The organism is Methanoculleus sp. MH98A (assembly GCF_000691865.1).
Classification (GTDB): domain Archaea; phylum Halobacteriota; class Methanomicrobia; order Methanomicrobiales; family Methanoculleaceae; genus Methanoculleus.
This window is the reverse complement of record NZ_JMIO01000047.1, coordinates 17,982-41,365: the sequence shown is the minus strand read 5'-3', so window position 1 is coordinate 41,365 and position 23,384 is coordinate 17,982. Positions and strand designations below refer to the sequence as shown.

Annotated in this window: 22 protein-coding genes and 3 pseudogenes; 7 read left to right on the top strand and 18 right to left on the bottom strand. The window is 66.6% G+C overall.

Annotated features, from left to right (window positions below; all coding sequences use genetic code 11):
• The first annotated feature begins 324 nt into the window (after positions 1-324).
• A complete protein-coding gene (locus EI28_RS07550; protein WP_048113981.1) occupies positions 325-891 on the top strand; it encodes a hypothetical protein in 567 nt (188 codons plus the stop codon).
• Between the two features lie 148 nt (positions 892-1,039).
• A pseudogene (locus EI28_RS14810) lies at positions 1,040-1,930 on the top strand (Na/Pi cotransporter family protein); the annotation flags it as partial.
• Between the two features lie 723 nt (positions 1,931-2,653).
• On the opposite strand, the gene EI28_RS07540 reads toward EI28_RS14810, so the two are convergent.
• The 9 genes from EI28_RS07540 to EI28_RS07500 form a co-directional block, all read right to left on the bottom strand.
• Positions 2,654-3,757: an ATP-NAD kinase family protein gene (locus EI28_RS07540; protein WP_048113979.1), complete on the bottom strand. Its 1,104-nt coding sequence runs from the start codon at positions 3,755-3,757 to the stop codon at positions 2,654-2,656.
• Positions 3,754-4,590 (bottom strand): tryptophan synthase subunit alpha, encoded by an 837-nt coding sequence (gene trpA / locus EI28_RS07535; RefSeq protein ID WP_048113977.1) that lies wholly within the window; start codon positions 4,588-4,590, stop codon positions 3,754-3,756. The genes EI28_RS07540 and trpA overlap by 4 nt, the downstream gene beginning before the upstream one ends.
• Positions 4,587-5,759: a tryptophan synthase subunit beta gene (trpB, locus tag EI28_RS07530; RefSeq protein ID WP_048113975.1), complete on the bottom strand. Its 1,173-nt coding sequence runs from the start codon at positions 5,757-5,759 to the stop codon at positions 4,587-4,589. The genes trpA and trpB overlap by 4 nt, the downstream gene beginning before the upstream one ends.
• Positions 5,756-6,328 carry a phosphoribosylanthranilate isomerase gene (locus EI28_RS07525; RefSeq protein ID WP_082223119.1) on the bottom strand — a complete coding sequence of 191 codons (573 nt, stop codon included), beginning with the start codon at positions 6,326-6,328 and terminating at the stop codon, positions 5,756-5,758. The genes trpB and EI28_RS07525 overlap by 4 nt, the downstream gene beginning before the upstream one ends.
• Positions 6,325-7,080, bottom strand: a complete 756-nt coding sequence (locus EI28_RS07520) for an indole-3-glycerol-phosphate synthase (RefSeq protein ID WP_048113974.1) — start codon at positions 7,078-7,080, stop codon at positions 6,325-6,327. The genes EI28_RS07525 and EI28_RS07520 overlap by 4 nt, the downstream gene beginning before the upstream one ends.
• Positions 7,077-8,093, bottom strand: a complete 1,017-nt coding sequence (gene trpD, locus EI28_RS07515; protein WP_048113972.1) for an anthranilate phosphoribosyltransferase — start codon at positions 8,091-8,093, stop codon at positions 7,077-7,079. Before trpD ends, EI28_RS07520 begins: the two co-directional genes overlap by 4 nt.
• Complete coding sequence (locus EI28_RS07510) at positions 8,090-8,668, bottom strand: aminodeoxychorismate/anthranilate synthase component II (RefSeq protein ID WP_048113971.1); 579 nt, start codon at positions 8,666-8,668, stop codon at positions 8,090-8,092. Before EI28_RS07510 ends, trpD begins: the two co-directional genes overlap by 4 nt.
• A complete protein-coding gene (locus EI28_RS07505; RefSeq protein WP_231476641.1) occupies positions 8,668-9,996 on the bottom strand; it encodes an anthranilate synthase component I family protein in 1,329 nt (442 codons plus the stop codon). Before EI28_RS07505 ends, EI28_RS07510 begins: the two co-directional genes overlap by 1 nt.
• Positions 9,997-10,177: 181 nt before the next feature.
• Complete coding sequence (locus EI28_RS07500) at positions 10,178-11,536, bottom strand: TrpB-like pyridoxal phosphate-dependent enzyme (protein ID WP_048113969.1); 1,359 nt, start codon at positions 11,534-11,536, stop codon at positions 10,178-10,180.
• A 140-nt stretch (positions 11,537-11,676) separates the two neighbouring features.
• On the opposite strand from EI28_RS07500, the gene EI28_RS07495 reads away from it, so the two are divergent.
• From EI28_RS07495 to EI28_RS13485, 4 genes are all read left to right on the top strand, one after another.
• Positions 11,677-12,261 carry a metal-dependent hydrolase gene (locus EI28_RS07495; protein WP_048113968.1) on the top strand — a complete coding sequence of 195 codons (585 nt, stop codon included), beginning with the start codon at positions 11,677-11,679 and terminating at the stop codon, positions 12,259-12,261.
• A gap of 86 nt (positions 12,262-12,347) precedes the next feature.
• Entirely contained in the window at positions 12,348-12,821 is a 474-nt protein-coding gene (locus EI28_RS07490) for a spore germination protein GerW family protein (protein WP_231476640.1), read from the top strand.
• A gap of 21 nt (positions 12,822-12,842) precedes the next feature.
• Positions 12,843-13,511 carry a DUF2953 domain-containing protein gene (locus EI28_RS07485; RefSeq protein WP_048113964.1) on the top strand — a complete coding sequence of 223 codons (669 nt, stop codon included), beginning with the start codon at positions 12,843-12,845 and terminating at the stop codon, positions 13,509-13,511.
• Positions 13,504-13,842 (top strand): hypothetical protein, encoded by a 339-nt coding sequence (locus tag EI28_RS13485; RefSeq protein WP_155937305.1) that lies wholly within the window; start codon positions 13,504-13,506, stop codon positions 13,840-13,842. Before EI28_RS07485 ends, EI28_RS13485 begins: the two co-directional genes overlap by 8 nt.
• Here the strand turns inward: EI28_RS13485 and EI28_RS07480 are convergent.
• From EI28_RS07480 to radC, 5 genes are all read right to left on the bottom strand, one after another.
• Entirely contained in the window at positions 13,763-14,908 is a 1,146-nt protein-coding gene (locus EI28_RS07480) for an ABC transporter permease (RefSeq protein ID WP_048113963.1), read from the bottom strand. The two genes, EI28_RS13485 and EI28_RS07480, sit on opposite strands and share 80 nt — an antisense overlap.
• Positions 14,905-15,573 carry an ABC transporter ATP-binding protein gene (locus EI28_RS07475; protein ID WP_048113985.1) on the bottom strand — a complete coding sequence of 223 codons (669 nt, stop codon included), beginning with the start codon at positions 15,571-15,573 and terminating at the stop codon, positions 14,905-14,907. The genes EI28_RS07480 and EI28_RS07475 overlap by 4 nt, the downstream gene beginning before the upstream one ends.
• A 5-nt stretch (positions 15,574-15,578) precedes the next feature.
• The gene (locus EI28_RS07470) at positions 15,579-16,721 is read right to left on the bottom strand and encodes a COG1361 S-layer family protein (RefSeq protein ID WP_048113961.1); all 1,143 of its coding nucleotides are present in this window, start codon (positions 16,719-16,721) and stop codon (positions 15,579-15,581) included.
• Position 16,722: 1 nt separating this feature from the next.
• A complete protein-coding gene (locus EI28_RS07465) occupies positions 16,723-17,379 on the bottom strand; it encodes a Yip1 family protein (RefSeq protein WP_048113959.1) in 657 nt (218 codons plus the stop codon).
• 225 nt (positions 17,380-17,604) lie between these two features.
• The gene (gene radC, locus EI28_RS07460; RefSeq protein WP_082223122.1) at positions 17,605-18,276 is read right to left on the bottom strand and encodes a DNA repair protein RadC; all 672 of its coding nucleotides are present in this window, start codon (positions 18,274-18,276) and stop codon (positions 17,605-17,607) included.
• A gap of 199 nt (positions 18,277-18,475) precedes the next feature.
• On the opposite strand from radC, the gene EI28_RS07455 reads away from it, so the two are divergent.
• The gene (locus tag EI28_RS07455; protein WP_048113955.1) at positions 18,476-20,170 is read left to right on the top strand and encodes a tetratricopeptide repeat protein; all 1,695 of its coding nucleotides are present in this window, start codon (positions 18,476-18,478) and stop codon (positions 20,168-20,170) included.
• On the opposite strand, the pseudogene EI28_RS07450 reads toward EI28_RS07455, so the two are convergent.
• From EI28_RS07450 to EI28_RS07435, 4 genes and pseudogenes are all read right to left on the bottom strand, one after another.
• A pseudogene (locus EI28_RS07450) lies at positions 20,167-21,296 on the bottom strand (pyridoxal phosphate-dependent aminotransferase). The gene EI28_RS07455 and the pseudogene EI28_RS07450 overlap by 4 nt on opposite strands.
• Entirely contained in the window at positions 21,293-21,700 is a 408-nt protein-coding gene (gene ribH, locus EI28_RS07445) for a 6,7-dimethyl-8-ribityllumazine synthase (RefSeq protein WP_048113953.1), read from the bottom strand. The pseudogene EI28_RS07450 and the gene ribH overlap by 4 nt, the downstream one beginning before the upstream one ends.
• 57 nt (positions 21,701-21,757) lie before the next feature.
• Entirely contained in the window at positions 21,758-22,219 is a 462-nt protein-coding gene (gene ribC, locus EI28_RS07440; RefSeq protein WP_048113951.1) for a riboflavin synthase, read from the bottom strand.
• Positions 22,216-23,345 (bottom strand): annotated as a pseudogene (locus EI28_RS07435) (pyridoxal-phosphate-dependent aminotransferase family protein). Before EI28_RS07435 ends, ribC begins: the two are co-directional and overlap by 4 nt.
• Positions 23,346-23,384 lie beyond the last annotated feature (39 nt).

Here is a 23,384-nt window from a genome sequence, read left to right as displayed (position 1 = left end):
TTATTCGTCGACAGGGCTTCTTCGATCAAAAAACACGCTTAACCTGCACCTTATCCTCAATGAACCGGCGAAACCGTTTTTCCGGCGATAATACCTGCATGTTCTGAGGGAGGGGTATCGCCCTGCATGACGGGATCCGCGGGACCGTATGTCCCGGCCGTTTGCAGCCCGCCCCATGAGCAGAATGGGTTGACTCACCCCGACGTGTAGAGGATCGTGACAGAAATCGTATATAGTAAGAAGGTAACTTCTCAGGAAGAGTTACAGGATCTAACAGCCAGACCGCGGAATTCAATCCCCGGTTCACGTCCCGGACGGTGCAGTATGTCAGGTAAGATCGTCGCCTCGCTCCCCAAAAGCCCGCTATCGCCGACCATCCCCCCGCTCGTTGCGGTCGTCGCATGCGTGATCTGGGCGGGTACTGCGAGAACCGCCTCCGGGATCATCGGACCGGCGCCACCGTTCGTCCTCCCCGTCTTCGTTCTCGTGATGGTCACCCTTGCGGTCGCGGGAGCCGCGACGCCGATTCCGCTTATCTCGGGCGCCGTCCCGGTCAGGAGAGCGCGGCAGGCGATGCTCGTCGCCGTTGCAGCCTCCGTTCCGTTCGTCTTCGCCCTCCTGATAAACCCGGGCCAGTGGGAACGGGGCGACGCCCTTCCGCTCGTCGCGGACAGCGTGCCGGTCTTCGGGTGGCTCTTCGACGGGATCATGAGCGTCCTGCCCCTCACCGCGGGCACCCCCGCGTATAGCCTGCTCTTCTCCGCCTTCGGGGTCTTCGGGTTCTACCTCGAGTGCGTGCTGGTCGCCACGGTCATCTACGCCGTTCTCCGCCTGACCGCCGCCCCCGCCCCGGGGCTCCGGGAAGAGAGACACGCCGAGGAGGAGGGGTGAAAAACGGCGCCGGAGAGACAGGCGCTCCCCCTCGCTTACCACCAGAGTGCGGCGCAGCATCAATAAAAAACCCCCTTTCGGAACTCTCCGGCCGGGATGCATGTAGAGAGGTATTTGAGGGCGGCGGCTCCATACTCCCTGAACAGCAATGGTCCCGTGGGAACTCCTATTCGCCATCATACCCGGCCTGATCCTCTTCTTCTACGGGATAGAGAACTTCTCGCGGGAGATTCTCGCGGTCGCGAAAGGCAGCTTCGCGAACCTCCTGGGGCGGCTGACGTCGCGGCCGGTCGTCGGCGCACTCATCGGCGCCGTCGTCACCGCCCTCGTCCAGTCGAGCGCGGCGACCACGATCATCACCATCGGGCTCGTCAACGCCGGGACGCTCTCGTTCCTCCAGAGCCTCGGGATCATCATCGGCTCGAACATCGGGACGACCGTCACCGCCCAGCTCGTCGCCTTCAAGATGACCGCTCTCGGGCAGGTGCTGATCCCGGCCGGGTTCCTCGTCGGGATATTCGGGCGGCGCTACCGGTTCCTGGGTAAACCCCTCTTCTACTTCGGCCTGGTCCTCTTCAGCCTGAACCTCATCTCCACGGGGCTTACCCCGTTCCAGAGCGATCCCGAGATCATCGCGCTCGTTACCGAGTACTCGGCCCTCCCGCTCGCCGTCCTGATCGGGTTCCTCTTCACCGCCGCGGTGCAGTCGAGTTCCGTCACCACCGGCCTCGTCGTCGTCCTCGCCCAGCAGGGGCTGCTCACCCTCCCGCAGGCGATCCCCATCCTGCTCGGCGCAAACATCGGTTCGACCACGACGACCCTGATCGCCTCCGCCCGGATGAACCTCTACTCCCGGCGGGCGGCGGCGGCCCACTTCATCTTCAACCTCGGCGGGGTGCTCCTGATTCTGCCCTTCCTCGTACCGTTCGCCGACATCGTGACGGCGATCGGCGGGACCGAGGCGCAGATGGTGGCAAACGCCCACCTCATCTTCAACCTGATCGCGGCGGCGGTCTTCCTCCTCTTCATCGGGCGGTTTGGGCAGGTCGTGGAGCGGGCGGTGCCCGGGAGCGAGCCCGAGATCCTGATGCGGACGCGCCACCTCGAGGAGGGCATCCCCGACGACACGCAAGCAGGGTTCGAGGTGATCCGAAAGGAACTCAGACACGCCCATGAGGTCACGCTCGACCTCTTCCGGGCGGCGATGACCTACCTCGTCACCTCAAAGGAGGCGGACTACCAGATGGTCGAGCGGCTCAAGAGCCTGAACAACTACCTCGATGCGAGGATCGAGCAGGCGCTCCGGGCGATCTCGAAGAGGCAGCTCTCTGACGGGGAAGCGACCGAGGTGGTCTTCCTGGTACGGATGTCAAACGAGATCGAGCGGCTCGGCGACCTCGGGGCGGATCTCGGGGAGTTCTTCCGCAGGATGTCGGGGAACGGCAACGGCGCCCCCGCCGCCCTGGTGAAGAAGACGGACGGCGTCTACCGGATCCTGGACGAGAACATCGTCGGGCTCGGGCTCCTCTTCCCGAAGATCCTGGACGCGACCGTCGCGGAACTCCGCGGCCGGGACGTCGAACTCCAGCACGCCATCAACGACCGCTACCGCGAACAGCTCATCAACCTCAAGAGGGAGGGCGCGTTCGGGGACAGCCGCTACCTCGAGGTTCTCTCGATCATCGAGGCGGCGAACGCCAAAGTCCGGGACCTCCGCAAGCTTGCCGAGCAGTACTCGCGCGAGAAGACGGCCGGGACACCGTCAGCCGGTCTGGACGACCCGCTTTCGCTGCGCAATCCGGTAGCCGGAGACGACCTGGAGAGAGTCCCCGACCTCCCGGTCGAGGGCCGGATCGCCGGAGTCGACGTAGAGGAGGGGTGTTGCGGCGAGCTTCCCCGGCGTGGCAACCACGACCAGGTTCCGTAGCCCGGCCTTCCGGATCACCGCGGGGCTGATCTGCTGGTTCCCCCTCCCGAGGACGAACCCCTGGGCGCCGATGGGGCTCGCGACGATCTTAGCCCGCGGGTAGGTGTCGAGGAGGGCGAGCAGCGTCCGCTCGTCGGCATTGCGGGCGAGGGCCTCCCCGTTCCTGACGACGTCGACCCCGAGGAGCGTGGGGAGAAGCCCGAGGCGCTCCATGATCCGCGCCGTCGTGCTCCCGGCGCCGATGATATAGAGGGTGTCCGGGATCATGATCTCGGCGATGAACGCCGCGATGTCGTCCTTCGCCCGCTCCTCGTCCTGCTGCTCGAAGACCTGCTTGCCGCCCTGCGTCCGCTCCGCGACGTAGGGGACGCACGCGTAGCCATAAAGCCGGGCGGTAAGCCGCCCCGAGCGGTAGGCCTCCTCGTCGACGTCCATCACCTCGGAGTCCCGGCAGGGGACCGCCCCCGCCCGGCGGATGAGGTCGGCCGCCGCCGCCGGGTTGACCGAGAAGACCGCCGAGTACATCTTCACCCCGGCGGGGATGCCGAGGATAGGCACCTCCCGCCCCACTGCGTCGAAGACGTCCCGGGCCGTGCCGTCCCCGCCGCAGAAGACGACGAGATCCACCCCGGCCGCAAGGAACGCCCGGCACGCGGCCTTCGTGTCGGCCGCACCCGTCGGGACGGCGGGCCGGTAGAGGACGGTGTAATGGTCGATTCCGGCCGCCGCGAGGACGTCCTCGCCCATCGGCGCGGCACAGGTGCACCATGCGATATCCTGACCCCGGAGAGCGGAGAGGGCCTGCACCGCCCGGTCGGCAGAGTGTGGGACGGCGCCGCGCCGGAGGGCTTCGGCCGCCTGCCCGTCCGTCCCCGCGAGCCCCACGGCGCCGCCCATCCCGGCGATGGGGTTGACCAGGAACCCGATGGTCTTTCTCATCCCTCTACCCTTTCGCGCCGGGGCATATCAGGTTCGGGGTCGGGGACGAGCCCGCGCCGGAGGGTGGCTATCGCCGCCCGGAGGGCATCCTGCATCCCGGCCTCGTCGCCCGCGTGCTCCTCGATCAGCCGGACGAGGGCGCTCCCCACGATGACGCCGTTCGCGCCGGCGTCTGCGACGGTCCGGACGTGTTCCGGGCGTGAGACCCCGAACCCGACGGCGAGAGGAAGACCGGTCTTCTCCCGCACCGCGCCGACCAGCCCGGCGATACCGGGCGGGAGCCGGTCGCGCTCGCCGGTCACCCCCTCGAGCGAGATCAGGTAAACAAACCCGGATGCTCCGGAAAGGATCGCATGCTGCCGCTCCGGCGACGTCGTCGGGGCGATGAGGGCGATCCGGTCGATGCCGTATCGGGCGGCGTAGGGTGCGACCTCGCCCGACTCCTCGACGGGAAGGTCGACGATGAGGACGCCGTCCGCGCCGGCGGCCGCGGCCTCCGAAAAGAACCGGTCCGGCCCCCGGCGGTGGATGATGTTATGGTAGGTGAAGAGGACGAGGGGGAGCGCCGGCGCATATCCCCTGAGCTCCCGGACGAGGGCGAAGACGTCGTCCGGCGTGGTCCCCGCCCGGAGGGCGCGGACGTGCGCCCGCTCGATCACGGGGCCGTCCGCCACCGGGTCGGCGTAGGGGACAGCGATCTCGAGGAGGTCGGCGCCCGCGTCGATCATCGTCTTCGCCACACCAAACGACGCCTCGATCCCGGGGTCCCCCGCGACGGTGAACCCGATGAAGACCGAGCTCTTCCGGGCAAAGAGGCCGGCGATCCGGCTCATGCAACGCCCCCGTGAAGACTCGCGACGTCGGCGACGTCCTTGTCCCCCCTCCCCGAGAGGTTGACGACGAGGATGTCGTCCTTATCGAGATCGTCCGCCGCCCGGAGAGCGTAGGCGACCGCGTGGGCGGACTCGAGCGCCGGGATGATCCCCTCGGTGCGGGAGAGGTAGCGGAAGGCGTGGAGCGCCTCTGCGTCGGTGACCGCCTCGTAGCGGACCCGCCCGGAATCCTTCAGCATGGCGTGCTCCGGCCCGACGGAGGGGTGGTCGAGGCCCGCGGCGACGGAGTGCGTCTCGAGCGCCTGGCCGTCGCCGTCCTGGAGGAGGTAGGAGAGCGCCCCCTGAAAGACCCCGACCGAACCGGCAGAGAGCGAAGCCCCGTGACGGCCGGAATCGAGCCCCTCGCCTCCCGCTTCGACGCCGACGAGCCGCACGTCGTCGCCGACGAACGGGTAGAAGATGCCGATCGCGTTCGAGCCCCCGCCGACGCAGGCGACGACGGTGTCGGGGAGCCGCCCTTCCCGTTCAAGGATCTGCCTTCTCGTCTCCTCGCCGATCACCGACTGAAAGTCGCGGACGATCCGGGGGAAGGGGTGCGGGCCGACGCAGGAGCCGAGCAGGTAGTGGGTCTCCCGGAGGTTCGCCACCCAGTCGCGCATCGCCGCGTTGATGGCGTCCTTCAGTGTCCGCGTCCCGGAGGCGACCGGGATGACCCGGGCGCCGAGGAGTTCCATCCGAAAGACGTTCAACGCCTGGCGGCGGGTATCCACCTCGCCCATGTAGACCTCGACGGGCAGACCGAGGGCCGCGCCCGCGATCGCCGTCGCGACGCCGTGCTGCCCGGCGCCGGTCTCCGCGATCAGCCGGCGCTTGCCCATGAACTTCGCCATCAGCGCCTGGCCGAGGGTGTTGTTCAGTTTGTGCGCACCGCCGTGGAGGAGGTCTTCCCGTTTGAGGTAGACCCGGCAGCCGAGGTCACGGGAGAGGTTCCCGCAGAAGGTGAGCGGCGTCTCCCGCCCGGCGTACTCGTGGAGGTACCAGGAGAGCCGGCTGGAGAACTCCGGGTCCTCGCGGATTCGCCCATAAGTCTCCTCCAGCTCGATCAGCGCGCTCATCAGGGTCTCGGGCACGTACTGCCCGCCGTATACTCCGTATCGTCCTGTTTTCATGGATACATCGTCCTCGACATCTTCACGAACGCCCGCACGAGGCACTCGTCCTTGATCCCCGGCGCCGCCTCGACGCCCGAACAGACGTCGACCGCATACGGCCGCACCGCCAGGATTGCCTCTGCAACGTTGCCGGGGGTGAGCCCTCCCGCTAGGATGACCGGCACCGGGGAGGCGGCCACGCACTCACGGGCATACCCGGGGTCGAACGTCCGCCCGGTTCCGCGGCTGCCATCGACGATCACCGCGTCGCAGTCGTCCCGGAGAGCGTCGCCGGGCGAGAGCATCCGGATGACCCGCACCCCCGCATCACGGGGCACCTCCAGATCGCCCGGCACCTGCACCGCGTCCGGCCGCGAGGAGAGGAGCGCCGGGATGTCTTCGGGCCGGTCGGTCGAGGTGACCGCGACCGTGGTCACGAACGGCGAAACCGCCGCAAATATCTCCCGTGCCACCTCAGGGCTCACCGACCGGGGGGAGGGGCTCGCGAGCACCACGCCGATCGCGTCGGCTCCGGCCGCCACGGCGAGGAGTGCGTCGCGAACGCTCGTCGTCCCGCAGATCTTCACGCGAATACGAACCCCTCCAGCCGTTTGCGCCGGTCGCGGGCCGACATCAGGGCGGACCCGATCAGGAACGCGTCGCAGTGCCGGGAGAGGCTCCGCACGTCGTAGGGCCACATGATGCCGCTCTCCGAGACCACAACCCTCCCTGCATCGCGTGCCGCCCCCGCCAGGCGGACGGTCGTCGAGAGATCGATCGTCATCGTCGCGAGGTTACGGTTGTTGATCCCGATGAGGGTCGCATTCGTCGCGAGAGCACGCTCCATCTCGCTTCGGTCGTGAACCTCGACGAGCGGCTCGAGCCCGAGTGCGAGCGCCCCGTCGACGAACGCGGGGAGGCGGTTCCCGAGCACCCGGGCAATCAGGAGGACGGCGTCGGCGCCGAGCGCCCGGGTCTCGCCGAGCTGGCGTTCGTCGACGATGAAGTCTTTGCGGAGAACCGGGACAGAGACCGCACGCCGCACCCTGGCGAGGTTCTCGATACTCCCCGAAAAGTAGGTGGGTTCGGTCAGCACCGAGAGGCCGGCGGCCCCGGCGGCGACGAACTCCCGGGCGATCGCCTCAGGCGTGCAGCCTTCGTGGATCCTCCCCCGCGACGGGGAGGCGTACTTCACCTCGGCGATGACCGCGTGCCTCTCGGCGCAGGCACGGATGGACGCTCCGAGGCTCCGGCGGGGCAGGGGATCGGGATCGACGACCGATTGATCGAGATCCCGGAGGCGCTCGCGGGTCGACCTGACGATATCGTCGAAGATCATGCCGCTCCTCCGGTCGCCTCAGCCAGGCGGCGGAGCCGGTCGAGCGCCGCCCCCGAGTCGATCGACACCCCGGCACGGGCAATCCCCCGGGCGATGTCGCGGGCCTTTCCACCGAGGTAGATCGCCGCACCGGCGTTGAGAAGGACGATATCCCGGGCGGGGCCCTCCTCGCCCGCGAGGACGGCGAGAAGGGTTGCGGCGTTCTCTTCCGGCCCGCCTCCCCTGAGGGCGGCGACGGATGAACGCGGGACCCCGAACTCCGTGCAGTCGAGGGTATACGTCATGACCTCGCCGCCCCGGAGTTCCGCGACCGTCGTCGGGCCGGCCGTCGCGATCTCGTCGAGCCCCGCGCCGTGGACCACCATCGCCCGCTCCGCCCCGAGGTCGGCGAGCACCCGGGCGACCGGGACGGTCAGGCGGGGGTCGTAGACGCCGAGGAGGTGGGCTCCCGCACCCGCCGGGTTCGTCAGGGGGCCGAGGAGGTTGAAGACCGTCCGTATCCCGATCTCCTGCCGGGCGGTGCGGGCGTACTGCATCGCCGGGTGGTAGGCCGGGGCGAAGAGGAACGCGATCCCCGCGGCCGCAAGAACCTCCCCGACCCGGTCGGGCGGGATCGCGACGGAGACCCCGAGCGCCTCGAGGACGTCGGCCGAGCCGCACCGGCTCGAAACCCCCCGGTTCCCGTGCTTCACGACCGGGACGCCCGCTCCGGCCGCGACGAAGGCCGCAGCGGTGCTGATGTTGAACGTCCCGGCACCGTCGCCCCCGGTCCCGCAGGTATCCACCCGCGCCTCCGGGGCGGGAAGAGAGACCGGGACGGCCGCCGAACGCATCGCCCGGGCGAACGCCGCAATCTCTGCAACGGTCTCCCCCTTCATCCGCAGAGCCGTGAGGAATCCGCCGATCTGGGCGGGTGTCGCCGCGCCGTGCATGATCTCCGCCATCACCCCTCCAGCCTCGGCCGGGGTGAGATCCGTGCCCGAGGAGACCCGGGCGATCGCCTCGCGAATCATGCCGCACCTCCCGGGCCGAAGAGGAAGTTTGCCACCAATCGGGCCCCCTCGGGGGTGAGGATGCTCTCCGGGTGGAACTGCACCCCCTCGATCGGGAACTCCCGGTGCCGGACGCCCATGATCGCCCCGTCGTCGCTCGTGGCGGTCACCGCGAGGCAGTCAGGGACGGATGCCGGGTCGATGACGAGCGAGTGGTAGCGGGTCGCGACGAGGGGATCGGGCACGCCTGCGTAGATCCCCGCACCGTCGTGCCGGACGAGCGACCGCTTCCCGTGCATCAGCCGATCCGCCCGGGCGATCCTGGCGCCGAAGACAAGGCCGATCGCCTGGTGGCCGAGGCAGACCCCGAGCGTCGGGACGGTGCGGCTGATCGAGTCGAGAACCTCCCGGTAGAGAGCGGAGTCCCGGGGATGCCCCGGGCCGGGCGAGAGGACGACGCGATCGAACGATTCGGACCGTAGCCGCTCAAACGGCGTATCGCTCTTCACCACGACCGGCTCCGCCCCGAGCACCCCGATCTGCTGACAGAGGTTGAAGGTGAAACTGTCGTAGCTGTCGATGACGAGCACCCGCATCACTCCACCTCCGCGCCGAGCGCCGCAAGCATCGCCCGCCCTTTGTTTCCGGTCTCGATCCACTCCCGGCCGGGATCGGAGTCGGCCACGATCCCGGCCCCCACCTGGACGGACGCGACGCCGTCCTGCACCAGAACCGTCCGGATGGCTATCGCAAGGTCCATCGTGCCGGAAAACCCGACGTAGCCGACGGCCCCGGCGTAGATCCCGCGCCGAAGCCTCTCCGTCTCGCCGATGATCTGCATCGCCCGGACCTTCGGGGCGCCCGAGACGGTTCCCGCGGGGAAACAGGAGCGGAGGGCGTCGAACCGGTCGCATCCCTCCCGGAGTGTGCCCGAGACCGTCGAGACGATGTGCTGGACGTGGGAGAACCGCTCGACGGTCATGAAATCCGTCACCGAGACGGTTCCGAAGGCGGAGACAGCCCCGACATCGTTTCTTGCCAGGTCGACGAGCATGACGTGCTCCGCCCGCTCCTTCTCGTCGGCGAGGAGTTCGGCCGCGAGCAGGTCGTCTTCGGCCGGGGTCTTCCCCCGCGGCCGGGTACCGGCGATCGGGACGGTCGTCACCCGGCCGTCCTCCACCCGGACGAGCATCTCGGGGCTGCTCCCGGCGACCTGGCGGTCGCCGAAGTCCAGGTAGTACATGTAGGGGCTCGGGTTTTCCGCCCGGAGCCGCCGGTAGACGGCGAACGGGTCACCCTCGATGCGGCAGGCGAGCCGCCGGGAGAGGACGGCCTGGAAGACGTCACCCGCCGCGATATGCTCTTTGATCCGGAGAACCGCGTCCGAAAACTCGTCCGGGGTGCAGGACGACGCCGGGACGCCGGACCTGCACGGCCCGCACGGGGACAGCGGCGGGAGATCGCAAATCCGGGCGGCCCGTTCCGCGATCGCTGTCCCGGCCCGGGCATACTCCTCCTCCGCGTCGGTCCCGTCGGCAACCAGCAGGTTCGCGACGACCGCGAGCCGCTCTCTTTTGTGGTCGAGGGCGAGGCAGTCCTGCGCCAGCATGAACCGGGCGACGGGTTCTTCGGCCCCCTCCGGTCCGGGAACCGGGTAGAGGGACGAGACGAGGTCGTAGGAGAAGTAACCGGTAAGCCCCCCCGAGAACCGGGGGAACGGCGCGGAGGCGACCCGGAACCGGCCCATGAACGACCGGAGGGCATCGAGGGGATCCTCGCCCTCGACGCCGGCGGCAACCTCCCGGATACGCGAATTACCGGAGACCGTCAGGGTGCCGTCGGAGGCAACGGCGACGGTCGCGGCAGGGACGGTGCAGATGAACGAGTAACGGGCGGCCTTCTCGCTCCCCTCGAGCGACTCCAGCAGGAACCCCGGGCCGTCCCGGAGGGAGGCATAGAGGTCGGCCGGCGATGCCGCGGGGAGCGGGATCTCTACAAAAACAGGGACAACAAGAGGCCGGCCGGCCGCGTCCGCCGCGGCAACGGCCTCGTCGTATCCCGGGGTCGTGTTCAGCTCTCTTGGAGCGCTGCCCAGTCCACCGGCATCACCCCGTCACCGGCAACCGGGCGAGCGACTCTTTGATCAGCTCCGCCGGGTACTCGTAGTCGACGAGCTTTCCTGCAAAGTAGGCCTCATAGGAGGAGAAATCGAAGTTGCCGTGCCCGGAGTTGTTGAAGAGGATCGTCTTCGCGTCACCGGTCTCCCGGCACCGGAGCGCCTCGTCGACCGCGGCCTTCACCGCGTGAGCGGCCTCGGGCGCGACGACGATCCCTTCCGTCCGGGCGAACATCACGGCGGCCTCGAAGACCTCGTTCTGCCGGTAAGCGACCGGCCAGATCACCCCATCCTGGGCGAGCCGGGAGACGAGCGGGGAGGCCCCGTGGTAGCGGAGCCCTCCGGCATGGATCGCCGGCGGGACGAAGTCGTGGCCGAGGGTGAACATCCGCATGAGCGGGGTCAGCCCCGCAACGTCGCCGAAGTCGTAGGCATAGAGCCCCTTCGTCAGGGTCGGGCAGGCGGAAGGCTCCACCGCAATGAGATCGGTCTCAGGATGCTTCCCGGTAATCTTATCGCCCGCAAACGGGAAGGCAAGCCCCGCATAGTTGCTCCCGCCGCCGACGCACCCGATCACCACGTCGGGGTAGGCGTCCACGGCCGCGAGCTGCTGCTGTGCCTCCTGGCCGATGATCGTCTGGTGAAGGCAGACGTGGTTGAGGACGGAGCCGAGGGCGTAGTTCGTATTCTCGTGGCTGGCCGCATCCTCGACCGCCTCGGAGATGGCGATCCCGAGGGAACCCGGCGTATCCGGGTCGCGGGCGAGGATCGCCTGGCCGGACCGGGTCCTCTCCGACGGGCTCGGGATGCACTCGGCGCCGTAGACCTGCATCATGCTTTTGCGGTAGGGCTTCTGGTCGTAGGAGGTTCTGACCATGTAGACGGTGCACTCCATGTCGAAGAGGCTCGTCGCAAACGCGAGCGACGACCCCCACTGCCCCGCTCCGGTCTCGGTCGCGAGCCGCTCGATCCCCTCCTCGCGGTTGTAGTAGGCCTGGGGGATGGCGGTGTTGGGCTTGTGCGACCCCGGCGGGCTCACGCCCTCCCACTTGAAGTAGATCTTCGCCGGGGTCTTCAAGGCCGCTTCGAGCCTTCTCGCCCGGTAGAGCGGGCTCGGCCTCCAGAGGGTCAGGATATCACGGACTTCCTCAGGGATATCGATGTAGCGCTCGGTGCTCATCTCCTGCCGGATCAGTTCCATCGGGAAGATGTGGCGGAGATCGTCGGGGACCGCCGGTTTCCCGGTAGCCGGGTGAAGGGGCGGATCCATGGGCGTCGGGAGGTCTGCCTGGATGTTGTACCATCGTTTCGGCATCTCCTCCTCGTCAAGGAGGATCTTCGTCTGCATGCATCACGGTGTACTCTGCACACATATATACATTATCCAACATTATTGATCACCCCAGATCATCTTGGTGCTCCACGGGCCCGATTCCTGTCCGATCCGCACGAGAAAAGAGTATATGCACGCCCCGCCACGGAATAGCGATGTACCTCCTCGCCCACGCCATGGCCGGTCTCCTCATAGGCGTCGTGTTCGCGGCGATCGCCGGCGACAGGCGGGTTCTCGCGCTCGCCACGCTGGGCGCCGTGCTTCCCGACCTGATCGACAAGCCGCTCGGGCACATCGTCCTCGCCGGAACCCTGGACTACGGCAGGATCTACTTCCACGGCCTCACCATCCTCTCCCTGGTCGTCATCGCCGGCCTCATCCTCTACCGCTACCGCCGGCGGCTCGATCTCCTCGCCGTTGCCGCCGGGATGGCGAGCCACCAGTTCCTCGACGGGATGTGGCGCCACCCGGTCGAGTGGTTCTGGCCGTTCCTCGGCCCTCTCCCGCAGCACGGCTACCCGGAGGACTACTTCTGGGAGTCGGTTCTCCGGGAGCTCGCCCAGCCGAGCGAGTGGCTCTTTTTCCTCCTGATAGCAGGGTTGTTCGCCTACATCTACCGACGGGAACTCGCGACCGTCCTCAATCGGTTCGTAAACCTCTCCTTCCGTATGGCGCTCGTCGCCGCGCTCGGCCTCGCCATCCTCGCCGCATTGGCCGTGGGATGGCGGCTCCTGCCGTGAGGACGCCCGCCGTCCTCCCTAAACGGCAGGCGGGCGCCGGGAAACCCCAACCATTATATACGAGGCCGGAGAGTGGATTACCTGTGGTGAATAATTTGACTGGCGAATCGATGCTTCAGATAACCGTCGATCAACTTGCACGAACGCTCTGCGCGAGCGCGGTCCTCGGTGCCCCGATCGAGGCCGGCGAGCGGGTTATCATACCGGTCGCCGAGTTCGGGCTCGGGTTCGGCGGCGGCGAAGGCTCCGGTGAGAAGAAGGAAGGCGGCCCTGCCGGCGGATCCGGGTCCGCGAGTGCCGGCGGCGGCGGGATATCGGCCGTCGCCCTGATCATCATCACCAAAGGCGTCCCCGGCCCCGAGGGCATCCAGGTGGTGTCGCTGAAGAAGAAGAGCGAGATCGCCGAGGTCATCTCGACGATCGGAGAGGCGGTCGGCCCCCACGTCGAGCGGGTGCTCGAGAAGGGCTCCGAGATGGTGCAGCAGCGCAAGGGCGGCAGGACGTCCCCCGCGCCGGAAGGCGGAAAGGAAATCCCGATCGGCGGCGAAGGAGAGGCGTAGGGCTCTCTTCCCCTCCATTCCATGGTCGCGACCCTTCTTTTCTTCATCCTGCTCGTCGCCGCCGTCCTTATCCTCGTTCTTCTGCTGGCCCTCTACCTGGTTCCGGTGACCGTCTCGGCGGTCGCCGACTGCAGCCGGGAGAGGGCCCGGGCGACGGCAACCGTAGCCTGGGGCATCGCGGGGGCGAGGATCCTGGTCGCCGACGAGGTGCAGGTGCTCGAGATCCTCCTCGCCGAACGCCGGATCATGACCCGGGATCTCGGGGAGATGATGGCAGAAAAACCCGAGGAGAAAGAAAAAAGGGTCGAGGAGAGGCGGCCGGTGCGGGAGTACCTCGACGCCGCCGGCGACCTCTGGCCGCATATCCGGAGGATCCTCGAAGCCGTCTACCGGTCTCTCCGCCTTGAGACGCTCCGGGGGGACATCATCCTCGGCCTCGAGAGCCCCGCCGACACCGGCGTCGTGTACGGCTACTGCACCGCCGCCCGTTACGCGCTCTGGCCGGCGGAGGCGATCGACTTCGCGATGACCCCGGTCTTCGACCGCGAGGTCTTCGAAGGCACCTTCATACTCCGGATGCAGATCCGCCGCCCGCTCCTGATCCTCATCGCGGTCGCAAAGGCGCTTCTGAAAAGACCGGTGAGAGAACGGCTCCGCCAGGTATCGGGAAGAGGTGTCCCGGGTGCCTGAAGGAACCGATCTCGTCGTCGGCGGCGGCCGTACGGCAGGCGGCCGGTGCATCATTCCCGTCGTCAGGACATTCACGCTCTGTATGGGGGGAGCGGCCGCACTCAGCCTGACCCCGGTTGCGCTCCTCGTCGTCGAGGGGGAGCGCGAGTACCTCGCCCTCCTCCCCGGTGCGCCTGAAACGATCGACGAACTCCTCGAGACGCTCCGTGACGATATCGATCGGGAAAAAGAGAGATGTATGGGCCAGGCCGTCACTCGTGGCGCAGCGCCTGGATCGGGTTTAAGTGCGCCGCCTTCCAGGCCGGGTAGAGGCCGGACGCCACGCTCGTGATGACGCCGAAGGCCATCCCGAAGACGATGTAGAGGAGGCTCGTCGGGTCGAAGAGGTAATCAGGGTTCTCGACGAAGACCGCCGTCACCACGTAACCGGCGCAGAAACTGAGCACGCCCCCGATGAGAGCGCCCGCAAGGCCGAGGAAGAGAGCCTCGTAGATGAACATCCGCATCACCTCGCTCCGGCGGGTGCCGATGCTCCGGAGAACGCCGATCTCCTTGATCCGCTCGGTAACCGACATCAGCATCACGTTCAGGATCGAGACGCCGGCAACGAGGAGCGATATCGCGCCGATTCCCGCGAGAAACACCGTAATCGACTCGGTGGCCGCGAAGACACTCTCGAGGATTCCCCGGGTATCCATGACGTTGACGGTATCCTCCCGGCGGTTCATCCTCTGCTCGATCGACTCCTTGACCGCGTCGATGTTGTTGACGTCCCTGACCTTCACGATAGCCTGGTCGTAATCGTCCTCGTCGTAGTGATTCGAATACCAGGTGTAGGGCACGACGATGGCGTAGTCGGGATTGATGTCGAATCCCATTCCCCGCTCCTTGAGCACGCCGACCACCCGAAGGGTCTCGTCGCCGATCCTGACCCGGGCACCGAGTTTCAGGCCGTTATCCCTGCTGTTCGCAGCAAGCTCGCTCCCGACCAGGCACCCGCCGCCCGTATCCCTCGGGTAGCCCCCCGACTCCACGTCGAGCAGAGCGGGGATATCTCCGGTGGGGATCGCGTAGATCATCGCGGCGCTCTCCTTATCGCCCACGGCTAACCTGTCGGCGGTGCTCGAGAACGGTATGACGTCGTTGGAGCCGACCGCCCGGGCGAGGTCGGAGATCTGCCGCTCGGTGAGTTTGCCGCCGCCCACGCCCATCGCCGGGGAGACGATGACGGTGTCGCCGACGTCGCTGACCATGTCGTTGAACATCAAGCCGATGCTGTTGCCCATGATGCCGAGGGAGGCGATCGCAATGACGCCGATGACGATCCCGATGACCGCAAGAGACGACCGGAGCCAGTGGCGGACGACGTTCCGGCGGGCGAGGTCGAAGAACGTCATGCGATCCTCCCGTCGACGAGGCGGATGGTCCGGTCGGCGTATTCGGTCATGCGGGGGTCGTGGGTGACCATGACGACGGTCTTGCCGTCCTCGCGGTTCATCTTATCGAGGAGGGTCATGATGGCGGTGCCGGTCTTCGAGTCCAGGTTGCCGGTCGGTTCGTCGCAGAGGAGGAAGGCGGGGTCGTTGACGAGCGCCCGGGCGATGGCGACCCGCTGCTGCTGCCCGCCGGAGATCTCGCCCGGCTTATGGGTGAAATGGGTCTTCTCGATCCCGACCGCTTCGAGGACTTCTTCCGCCCGTTCCCGGGTGCCGTTCTGCCGCCCCTTCAGGATCAGGGGATACTCGACGTTCTCGACGATGGAAAGCAGCGGGATCAGGTTGAACTGCTGGAAGACGAACCCGATATGGTCGCGCCGCAGAAGGGTCAGGTCGTCGTCGTCCATCCCGCCGATGCGCTTTTCGGCGATCGTGACCTCGCCCGAGGTCGGAACGTCGAGCGACCCCATGATGTTTAAGAGCGTCGACTTCCCCGACCCCGAGGGGCCCATGACCAGGACGAACTCGCCCTGCTCGATGGCGAGATCGACGCCGTCGAGCGCCACGACGTCGCCCGCCGGGAGGGGGTAGACCTTGGTGACGTGCTCGAAACTGATGACCGGCATCGTCGTTACGTCCGCTTCCACGAGTAGTAGATTGCCCCGGCGATCCCGAGCGCGACCAGCACCACGACAATGAGCCCGACAACCGGGAACCCGCCGTCTTCCCGCTGCTCGTCGATGGGTGCGGGTGCGCTACCGAGCCCGACCATCCGCGTCGACGTGTAGCGGTTCCCGTCGTCGTCCCGGTACTCGACGACGACCGGGATCTCCTCCACGGTTCCGTCGGTCGTGAACGTCACCTCAAACGACGAGATGTCGTCGGAATCAAGCGTCCCGACGACGTAGACCCGGAACGGGTCGATGGGCGTCGCGGGTGCGCCGGGGGTGACCAGCACCGACCGGGCGGACTCGAGGCCGGCGTTCATGACGTCGCCCACGATCCGGTAGCCCCCGGCGATCGGCGTGACCTCGACGTTGGTGATGACGGGGTCGGCCTGCTTCTTGTCCTCGCCGAACGCAACCGGCAGCATCAGATCCGTAGTATGGGTGTTGATCCCGTTGCGCCAGACCACCCGGAACGTGACGTCCGTTTCCGCAGTGGGCGTCAGGTTGAACGTGACCGTCCCGGAGGCGTCGGGGGCGAGCGCCCCGATGAACCCGCCGGTCGGGGTGACGGAAAACCCGCTCCCCTGCGGAATCACCTGGACGCCCGAGGCGGCGTTCGGCCGCGGGTTGCCCACCCGGACGGTGATGTCGGCCGTCCGCGACGCGGCGAAGGCGTCCGGTTTGCTGATTACCGACGCGCTGAGCGGGGTATCCTCGACCTGGACCGGGACCGGGTAGCGCAGGCTGCCGGCACCGTCCCGGAAGTCGAGCACGAACGTCGGGTAGAACGTCCCCTCCCGGCGGCCCGCCTGGACGGTGAAGGTGAACGTCTTGCTGTTCCCGGCCCCGAGCTCCCCGACCGAGGGGTAGGGATCGCTCAACGGCACGACCTCCGCGCCGTAGAGCCGGGCGTTCCGGATCGCGACCGGTTCGGCGCCGTTGTTCTGGACCACCACCGTCAGCGTCGCGGTATCCCCCTTCATCAGGACCGAGGGGTCGAGCGAGGAGGAGACCACCGTGACGTCCGCAGGAGCGGCGCTAACCGGTGCAACGAGGGCTATCGCGGCACAGAGGAGTGATATAATCAAAACGTTGAGTGGTTTCATGTTACAGCCATCCGGCAAGTGTGATGAGCAGATAGAGGATATAAAGCCCCACGGGTATCCCGACGGTGAGAACCGCGTCCCGCGTGGAGAGGTTCCGCGCGTACTTCATACCGAAGATCCAGATGTTCGCACTCCAGATCGTGAAGAGGATGGTCACGATCCCGGCGATCTGCGCCAGAGGATCGGTCGCGAGAACGCTCACCAGTTCCTCGGAGAACTCCGCGATCTGTTCGGGGTTTGTCATGGGCGGGACGTTCAGGCCCGAGAGGAGCTGGTAGGAGAAGTAGGTCCCGATGATACCCCCGAATACCTGGGGCAGAAGCCCGTAGCCGGTGAACTCCATCGTCCGCTCGAGGGGGCCCTGGCCCTTGAAGATCATCGAGACGAGGTGGAAGACGAAACCGTAGATGATCCAGCCCAGGAACCCGCCGGCGAAGGCAATGGCTGCGAAGATGATCGTCATGAACACCCCGAGACCCTGCATCTCCGCGGGAAGCATGGCCATGGTTAGATCCATCATCGGTATGACCGAGACCGCACCGATCAGCCCGACGGCGAGCGCGATCAGCGCCGGTATCTTCAGGCTCGGCCTGTCCTGCATCCGCGCCTCGAAAAACCGCCCGGGATCGAGCAACACCCGGAGAAATCCAGTATCCATGGTAAGTACGCCTCGTATACTCTTGGCCGATGGGAAGGTATAAACTTTTTTCAGGATAGTGATGCCGAATGCGGGGATATTCACCGGATTTCCGGGATCCTCCGACAGGGTCCGGCTCAAAGCGGGGGACGGGGGCGGTTCGTCCCCGGACCCCGTACCGCATGGCGATCCTCGCACGCGCCGCCGGCACGTCAACCGTGATCTGTATCGATTACGTCCCCGCCGTTACAGGTGCCCGAGCTCCTTCAAGCTCGCGTGGCCGTTCTTCGTGACGATGATGTGGTCGAGCACCCGAATACCGAGGATCGACCCGGCCTCGACGAGCTGCCGGGTGATCCCGATGTCCTGGGTGGAGGGCTCGAGCGTGCCCGAAGGATGGTTATGGACCAGGATGACCGAGGCCGCACGGTCGGTGATCGCCTCGGAGAAGACCTCCCGGGGGTGGACGAGGCTCTGGTTCAGGATGCCGACGGTGACCACCCGGCGCTCGATCACCTCGCCGGCACCGTTTAAGGTGATGCAAATGAAGTACTCCTGCTTTTTGTCCCGCCACTTCTCAACCAGCGGGAGCACGTCCTCGGGACGGGCGATCCGGTGCCCGGAGACGCCGTCGCCTCCGAGATACCGCCGCCCCAGTTCGAAGCAGGCCATGATCTCGCAGGCTTTCGCCGAGCCGATCCCGTCTATCGCGAGAAGGTCATCATAAGAGAGATCGCCCCTGGCATGCTCCAGATAGCGTTCGACGTCACCCGCGACCTGCCAGACGTCCCGTTCCTTCGTGCCCCGCCCGAGGAGAAGGGCGAGCAGTTCGGCATCGGTGAGCGCCTGCGGTCCTCGTGTCGCCAGTCTCTCGCGCGGACGATCGCGGTTCGGGGTATCGCGCATCCTCTTTCTCATGCTCATCCGGCCCACCAGGGATACCGTGATTTCCGGTTTGGATCCCGAACCATGTATATATTGCCAATCGATCCGGCGCACCGGACCGGCCCGGATCCGGGAAGGAGAGACTGCGAAACGGGGTTTTTCCTCCGGCAAGAGAGATCCCTGCGAACTCTATCGAAACGCTTTTTTACCCGGTGGCGCTACCTCTCACGAAATGGAACTCCCCTGGAAGAGCGCCGAGGCCTGGTGCAAAAAAGGACGGGCATACGCCGAGCAGGGGCAGTACGACCAGGCTGTCGAGTGCTACGACCGGGCCATTCACCAGAGCGCCGGCGCCGGCGCCGGCGCCGCCTGGTATTACAGGGGGCTCGCCCTCGCTGGCGCCGGGAGCCACCGGGAAGCAATCGAATGCTTCGACCAGGCGATCAGTATCGACCCGGCCTGCGGCCGGTTCTGGCTGGCCCGGGGGCAGGCGCTCTACGACCTCGGGGAGTACCGGGAGGCGATCGGTTCCTGCGGCCAGGCGGTGAGACTCGCATCGGACTCTGCGAACGCCTGGTTCGTCCGGGGCCACGCCCTCAGAAAGATCGGGCTTATCCCCGAGGCAATCGCGTGCTACGACCGGGTGGTCGCGCTCGAACCGAACCGGGTCGATGCCTGGCTCGCCCGCGGCACGGCGCTTGCCGCCGAACGCCGGTACGAGGCGGCGATCGAGTGCTACGACCGGGTGGTCGCACTCGAGCCAAAAAACGCAAACGTCTGGTATGCCAGGGGGACCATCGAGACCCTCCTCTCCCGCTACGAGGACGCGCTCGAATCCTACGACCGCGCCGTCGCCATCGACCCGAACCACGTCGATACCTGGTACACCCGGGGGTGTGCGCTTTCGGCGCTCCAGCGATACGAAGAGGCGATCGGGTGCTTCGACCGCGCGATCGCTCTCCGTCCCGACGACGCGGAGATCTGGTACAACCGGGGCCGGGCACTGCAGAACCTGGAACACTACGAAGAGGCGCTCGACTGCTACGAGCGGGCGTTCCGGCTCAACCCCGATTATCCCGGTATCTGGCACCACAAGGCCACGGTGCTGAAGAAGCTGAAGCGCTACGACCTCTCGCTCGCCTGCTTCGACCGCGCGCTCCGGGTGAACGCCGTCGACGCGGAGATCTGGTACCAGAAGGGCCTGCTCTACTTTACCCTGAAGCGCTACGGGGACGCGATAGAGTGTCTGGGCCAGGCGCTCAAACTCCAGGCCGACCACACCGACGCAGAATACTACCGGGGCGAGAGTTACTACGCCCTCGGGGACTGCGAGGCCGCGATCGACTGCTATCGGGCCGTGGTCAGGGCGCACCCCGAGAACGCCGTCGCCTGGAACAACTGCGGCAACGCACTCTACCACCTGGGTCACTACGAGGAGGCGCTCGTCTGCTACGAGCGGGCGATCGAGATCGACCCGGAGAACCGCCGGGTCTGGAACAACAAAGCGAGCGTTCTCTCGGTTCTGTCGCATTACGACAAGGCGCTCGTCTGCTACGACCAGGAACTCCTGGCCCACCCGGAGAACGCGGACGCCTGGTACAATAAAGGGCTCGCGCTCTTCGTCCTTGCGCGGTACAGAGAAGCCGTCACCTGCTACACCCATGCGCTCGAGATCGATCCCTCGAGAGTCGAGGTCTGGAACACGATGGGGAACGCACTCGTGATCCTGGAACGCTGCGAGGAGGCGCTCGACTGCTACGACCAGGCGCTCGCCGCGAGCCCCGACAATATCGAAGCGCTCAACGGGAAAGCGGTGGCCCTCATCAGTCTCGACCGTCCCGCCGAAGCGGCCAAATACTACGAGAGGCTGCAGCGCCTGCCGGCATGGCAGCGAGAACGGATTTCGGAAAAAAAGAAAGGGCTTTAGACCCGCGCTATTCGTTCGACCGCTTCTTCGAGGTTCTCCATCGCGGTCGCGTAGGAGAGCCGGAGCCAGCCGGGAGTGCCGAACGCGGTTCCCGGGGTGACCGCCACATGGGCGTCGTGGAGCCACGACCGGGCGATCGCCATGTCGTCCCCGTCGACCTGCACGTAGGCGTAGAAAGCCCCGTCCGCCGGAGCGGTGGCGTAGCCGAGGTCGCGGAGCGCCGGGATGAGGTAGTCTCGCCGGCGCTCGAACTCGCGGCGCATCGCTTCCACGCAGTCCTGGCTGCCCCGGAGCGCGGCGAGGGCGCCGAACATCGCAAACGTCGCCGGGTGCGATATGGTGTGCTGCTGCACCTTCTCCATCTGCCGGAGGATCGGGCGGGGAGCAACCGCGTAGCCGATCCGCCACCCGGTCATCGCGTAGGCCTTCGAGAACCCGTTGATCGTGATCGTCCGCTCGGCCATACCGTCGAGCGAGGCGAGGGAGACGTGCTCCTTGCCGTAGACCAGGTTCTCGTAGATCTCGTCGGAGAGCACGTAGAGGTCGTGGTCACGGCAGATATCGGCGACGAGCCGGAGCGAGGCCGCATCCAGCACCGCGCCGGAAGGGTTCGAGGGGGAGTTGACCACGACCATCTTCGTCCGGGAACCGACGGCCTCGAGAAGGGTGTCGTCGACCTGGAAGGTCCCGGTCGAGAGCGGGTGGTGCCGGGCGACGGCGCCTGCAAGCTCCACGCAGGCTCGTAGGATACCCACGCCGGATCGAGGATAAGTGCCTCGTCTCCCGGGTTCAGCACGGCCTCCATCGCCTCATAGATGGCGTCTTTCGCCCCGCAGGTGACGATCACCTCGTCCGGCTTTGCGGGGACGTTATTCTCGCGGGCGACCTTCTCGGCTATCGCGGCCGTCAACGCCGGTATCCCGGTGCTCGGGGCGTAATGCGTCTCGCCGCGACGGAGGGCATCGATGCAGGCGTCCTTGATGTGGAGTGGGGTATCGAAATCCGGCTCCCCGATGGAGAGGCTGATGACGTCGACGCCCTCCTGCGCCATCCGCTTTGCCGCGTTCGAGATCTCGATCGTCGCGGAGGGGGCGATGGCCGCAATCTTCTCCGAGAGGCCCCTCATTCCAACCGCTGGACCATCTTCACGGCCGATTCGACGGCGCGCTTCGCGTAGTCGATGCGCTCGGTTGCTTCCATCCGGGTCATCCCCGGCCCGGAGATGCCCAGCGCGACGGGCTTGCCGTAATCGAGGGAGAGATCGATGATCTTACGCGACGCGTGCTGTACGACGATCTCGTCGTGCTGGGTGGCGCCCTCGATGACGCAGCCGATGGTGACGACCGCGTCGATCTCGTCGCGTTCGAGCAGTTTCTTGATCGCGAGCGGCATATCGTAGGCGCCGGGGACGTAGATCGTATCGGCAACTTCCGCGTCGAGGAATCCGGCGTGTTCCCGGGCCTCGATCTCCATCATGTAGGTGATGTCGCGGTTGAACTCCGCGACGACAAATCCAAGTTTTACCGTCATGTTAATCCTTCCTGTGGTACTACTCGCACCGGTTGTTGATAATCCTCACTTTTTTCATCAGGGGCGTGCGGGCCCGACGTCCTCGAACCCCTGCCGCTGGCCGGTCCCGGCGAGCTTCTCAAGCTCCTTCGGGCGGAGCGCGAGCCGGACGGCGTTCGCCGCGTGCTCCCTCGTCCGCTGCTCCATCAGCCAGGCAAGTTCTTTGGCGTTCCTTGCCTCGTCCTCGTGGACGAAGACCTCGATGACGTGTTTGTTCGTCATCAGCTGGCAGAGGATGAGGCCCTGGGAGGCCTCGTGGGCGCAGACCTTGTCTTTCTCCGCTCCCCCGGGCATCCCGAGCGCCATCACGAGGTCGCACCCGCGCTCCTCGATCAACTTCTTGCACGCCACCGGGAGATCCTTGATCCCGGGGACGACGTAGCGTTCCAGTCCGACGCTCGCGTGCCTGCGGATCTCTTCTGCGGCAATCCCGCCCATGTCGACCCGGGCGAACGTCGTGTCGGCGATCCCGATCTTCATCTGAGCAGCACCCCGGCAGCGGCTTCGACACCGTCGCCGGCCGCAACGTTGGACTTTTTCAGGGCGAACTGGACGGCCGCGAGGGTGGCGAGGATCTCCTGCGCCCCGACGCCGCCCATGGTGCCGATCCGGAAGATCTTGCCCTTGAGATGGTCCTGGCCGCCGGCAATCTCGATGCCGAACTGCTTGACGGTTCCCCGGAGATCCGTGTCGGTGACACCTTCGGGGAGCCGCATCGCGGTCACGGTGTTCGAGTAGGCGTGGTATTCGTCGAGGGTCGGGAAGAGTTCGACACCCCAGCCTTCGCCGCGGCGCGGACGGCTTCGGTCATTCGGCGGTGGCGGGCGACCCGGGCATCGACGCCTTCTTCCTCGATGATCTTGCAGGCCTCGCAGAGCGCGAGGAAGAGCGGGACCGCCGGGGTGTAGGGGGTCTCCATCGGGGCCTTCGTTCCGCTCTTTCGGTAGGCGGCCAGATCAAGGTAGAAGGGGCGCTTCTCCGAGATCCGGTCCCAGGCACGCTCGCCGACGGCGATGGCCGCAAGGCCCGCGGGAGCCGCGAGGCACTTCTGCGAGCCGACGACAGCGACATCGACGCCCCATTCGTCCATCCGGACGTCGTCGCCGCCGATGGAGGTGACCCCGTCCATGATGAAGAGCGCGTCGTGCTTCCGGGCGAGTTTCCCGACCTCGGGTGCGGGGTTCCTGATACCCGCGCTCGTCTCGTTGTGGACCATGGTGACGACCTCGGCCCCGGCCTCGAGTTCCCGCTCGAGTGCCGCGAGATCGAGCGGGGTTCCCCACCCGGACTCGAGAGCGGTGACGGTGCCGTAGCGTGCGCCGATCTTTGCAAAACGGTCGCCGAACTTGCCGTTAACGAGCGAGACGATTCGTTTGTCCCGCGCAAAGTTCGCGACGCCGGCCTCCATGCCGGCGCTTCCCGAGCCGCTGATAATATAGAGCTCGTTTTCGGTGCCGAATAGGGTCTTTAAGGTCCGGACAGTGTCCGCGTATGCGGCGCCGAACTCGGGGCCGCGGTGGTTGATGGCCTGCCGCGTCATGGCGGCGCGTACCCGCTGCGGAATGGGTACCGGGCCCGGGATCATCAGGAGTGGTTCGTGTTCCATAAGATATCAGTCCGTATCGTCTCGTCGAGGACAGACGCT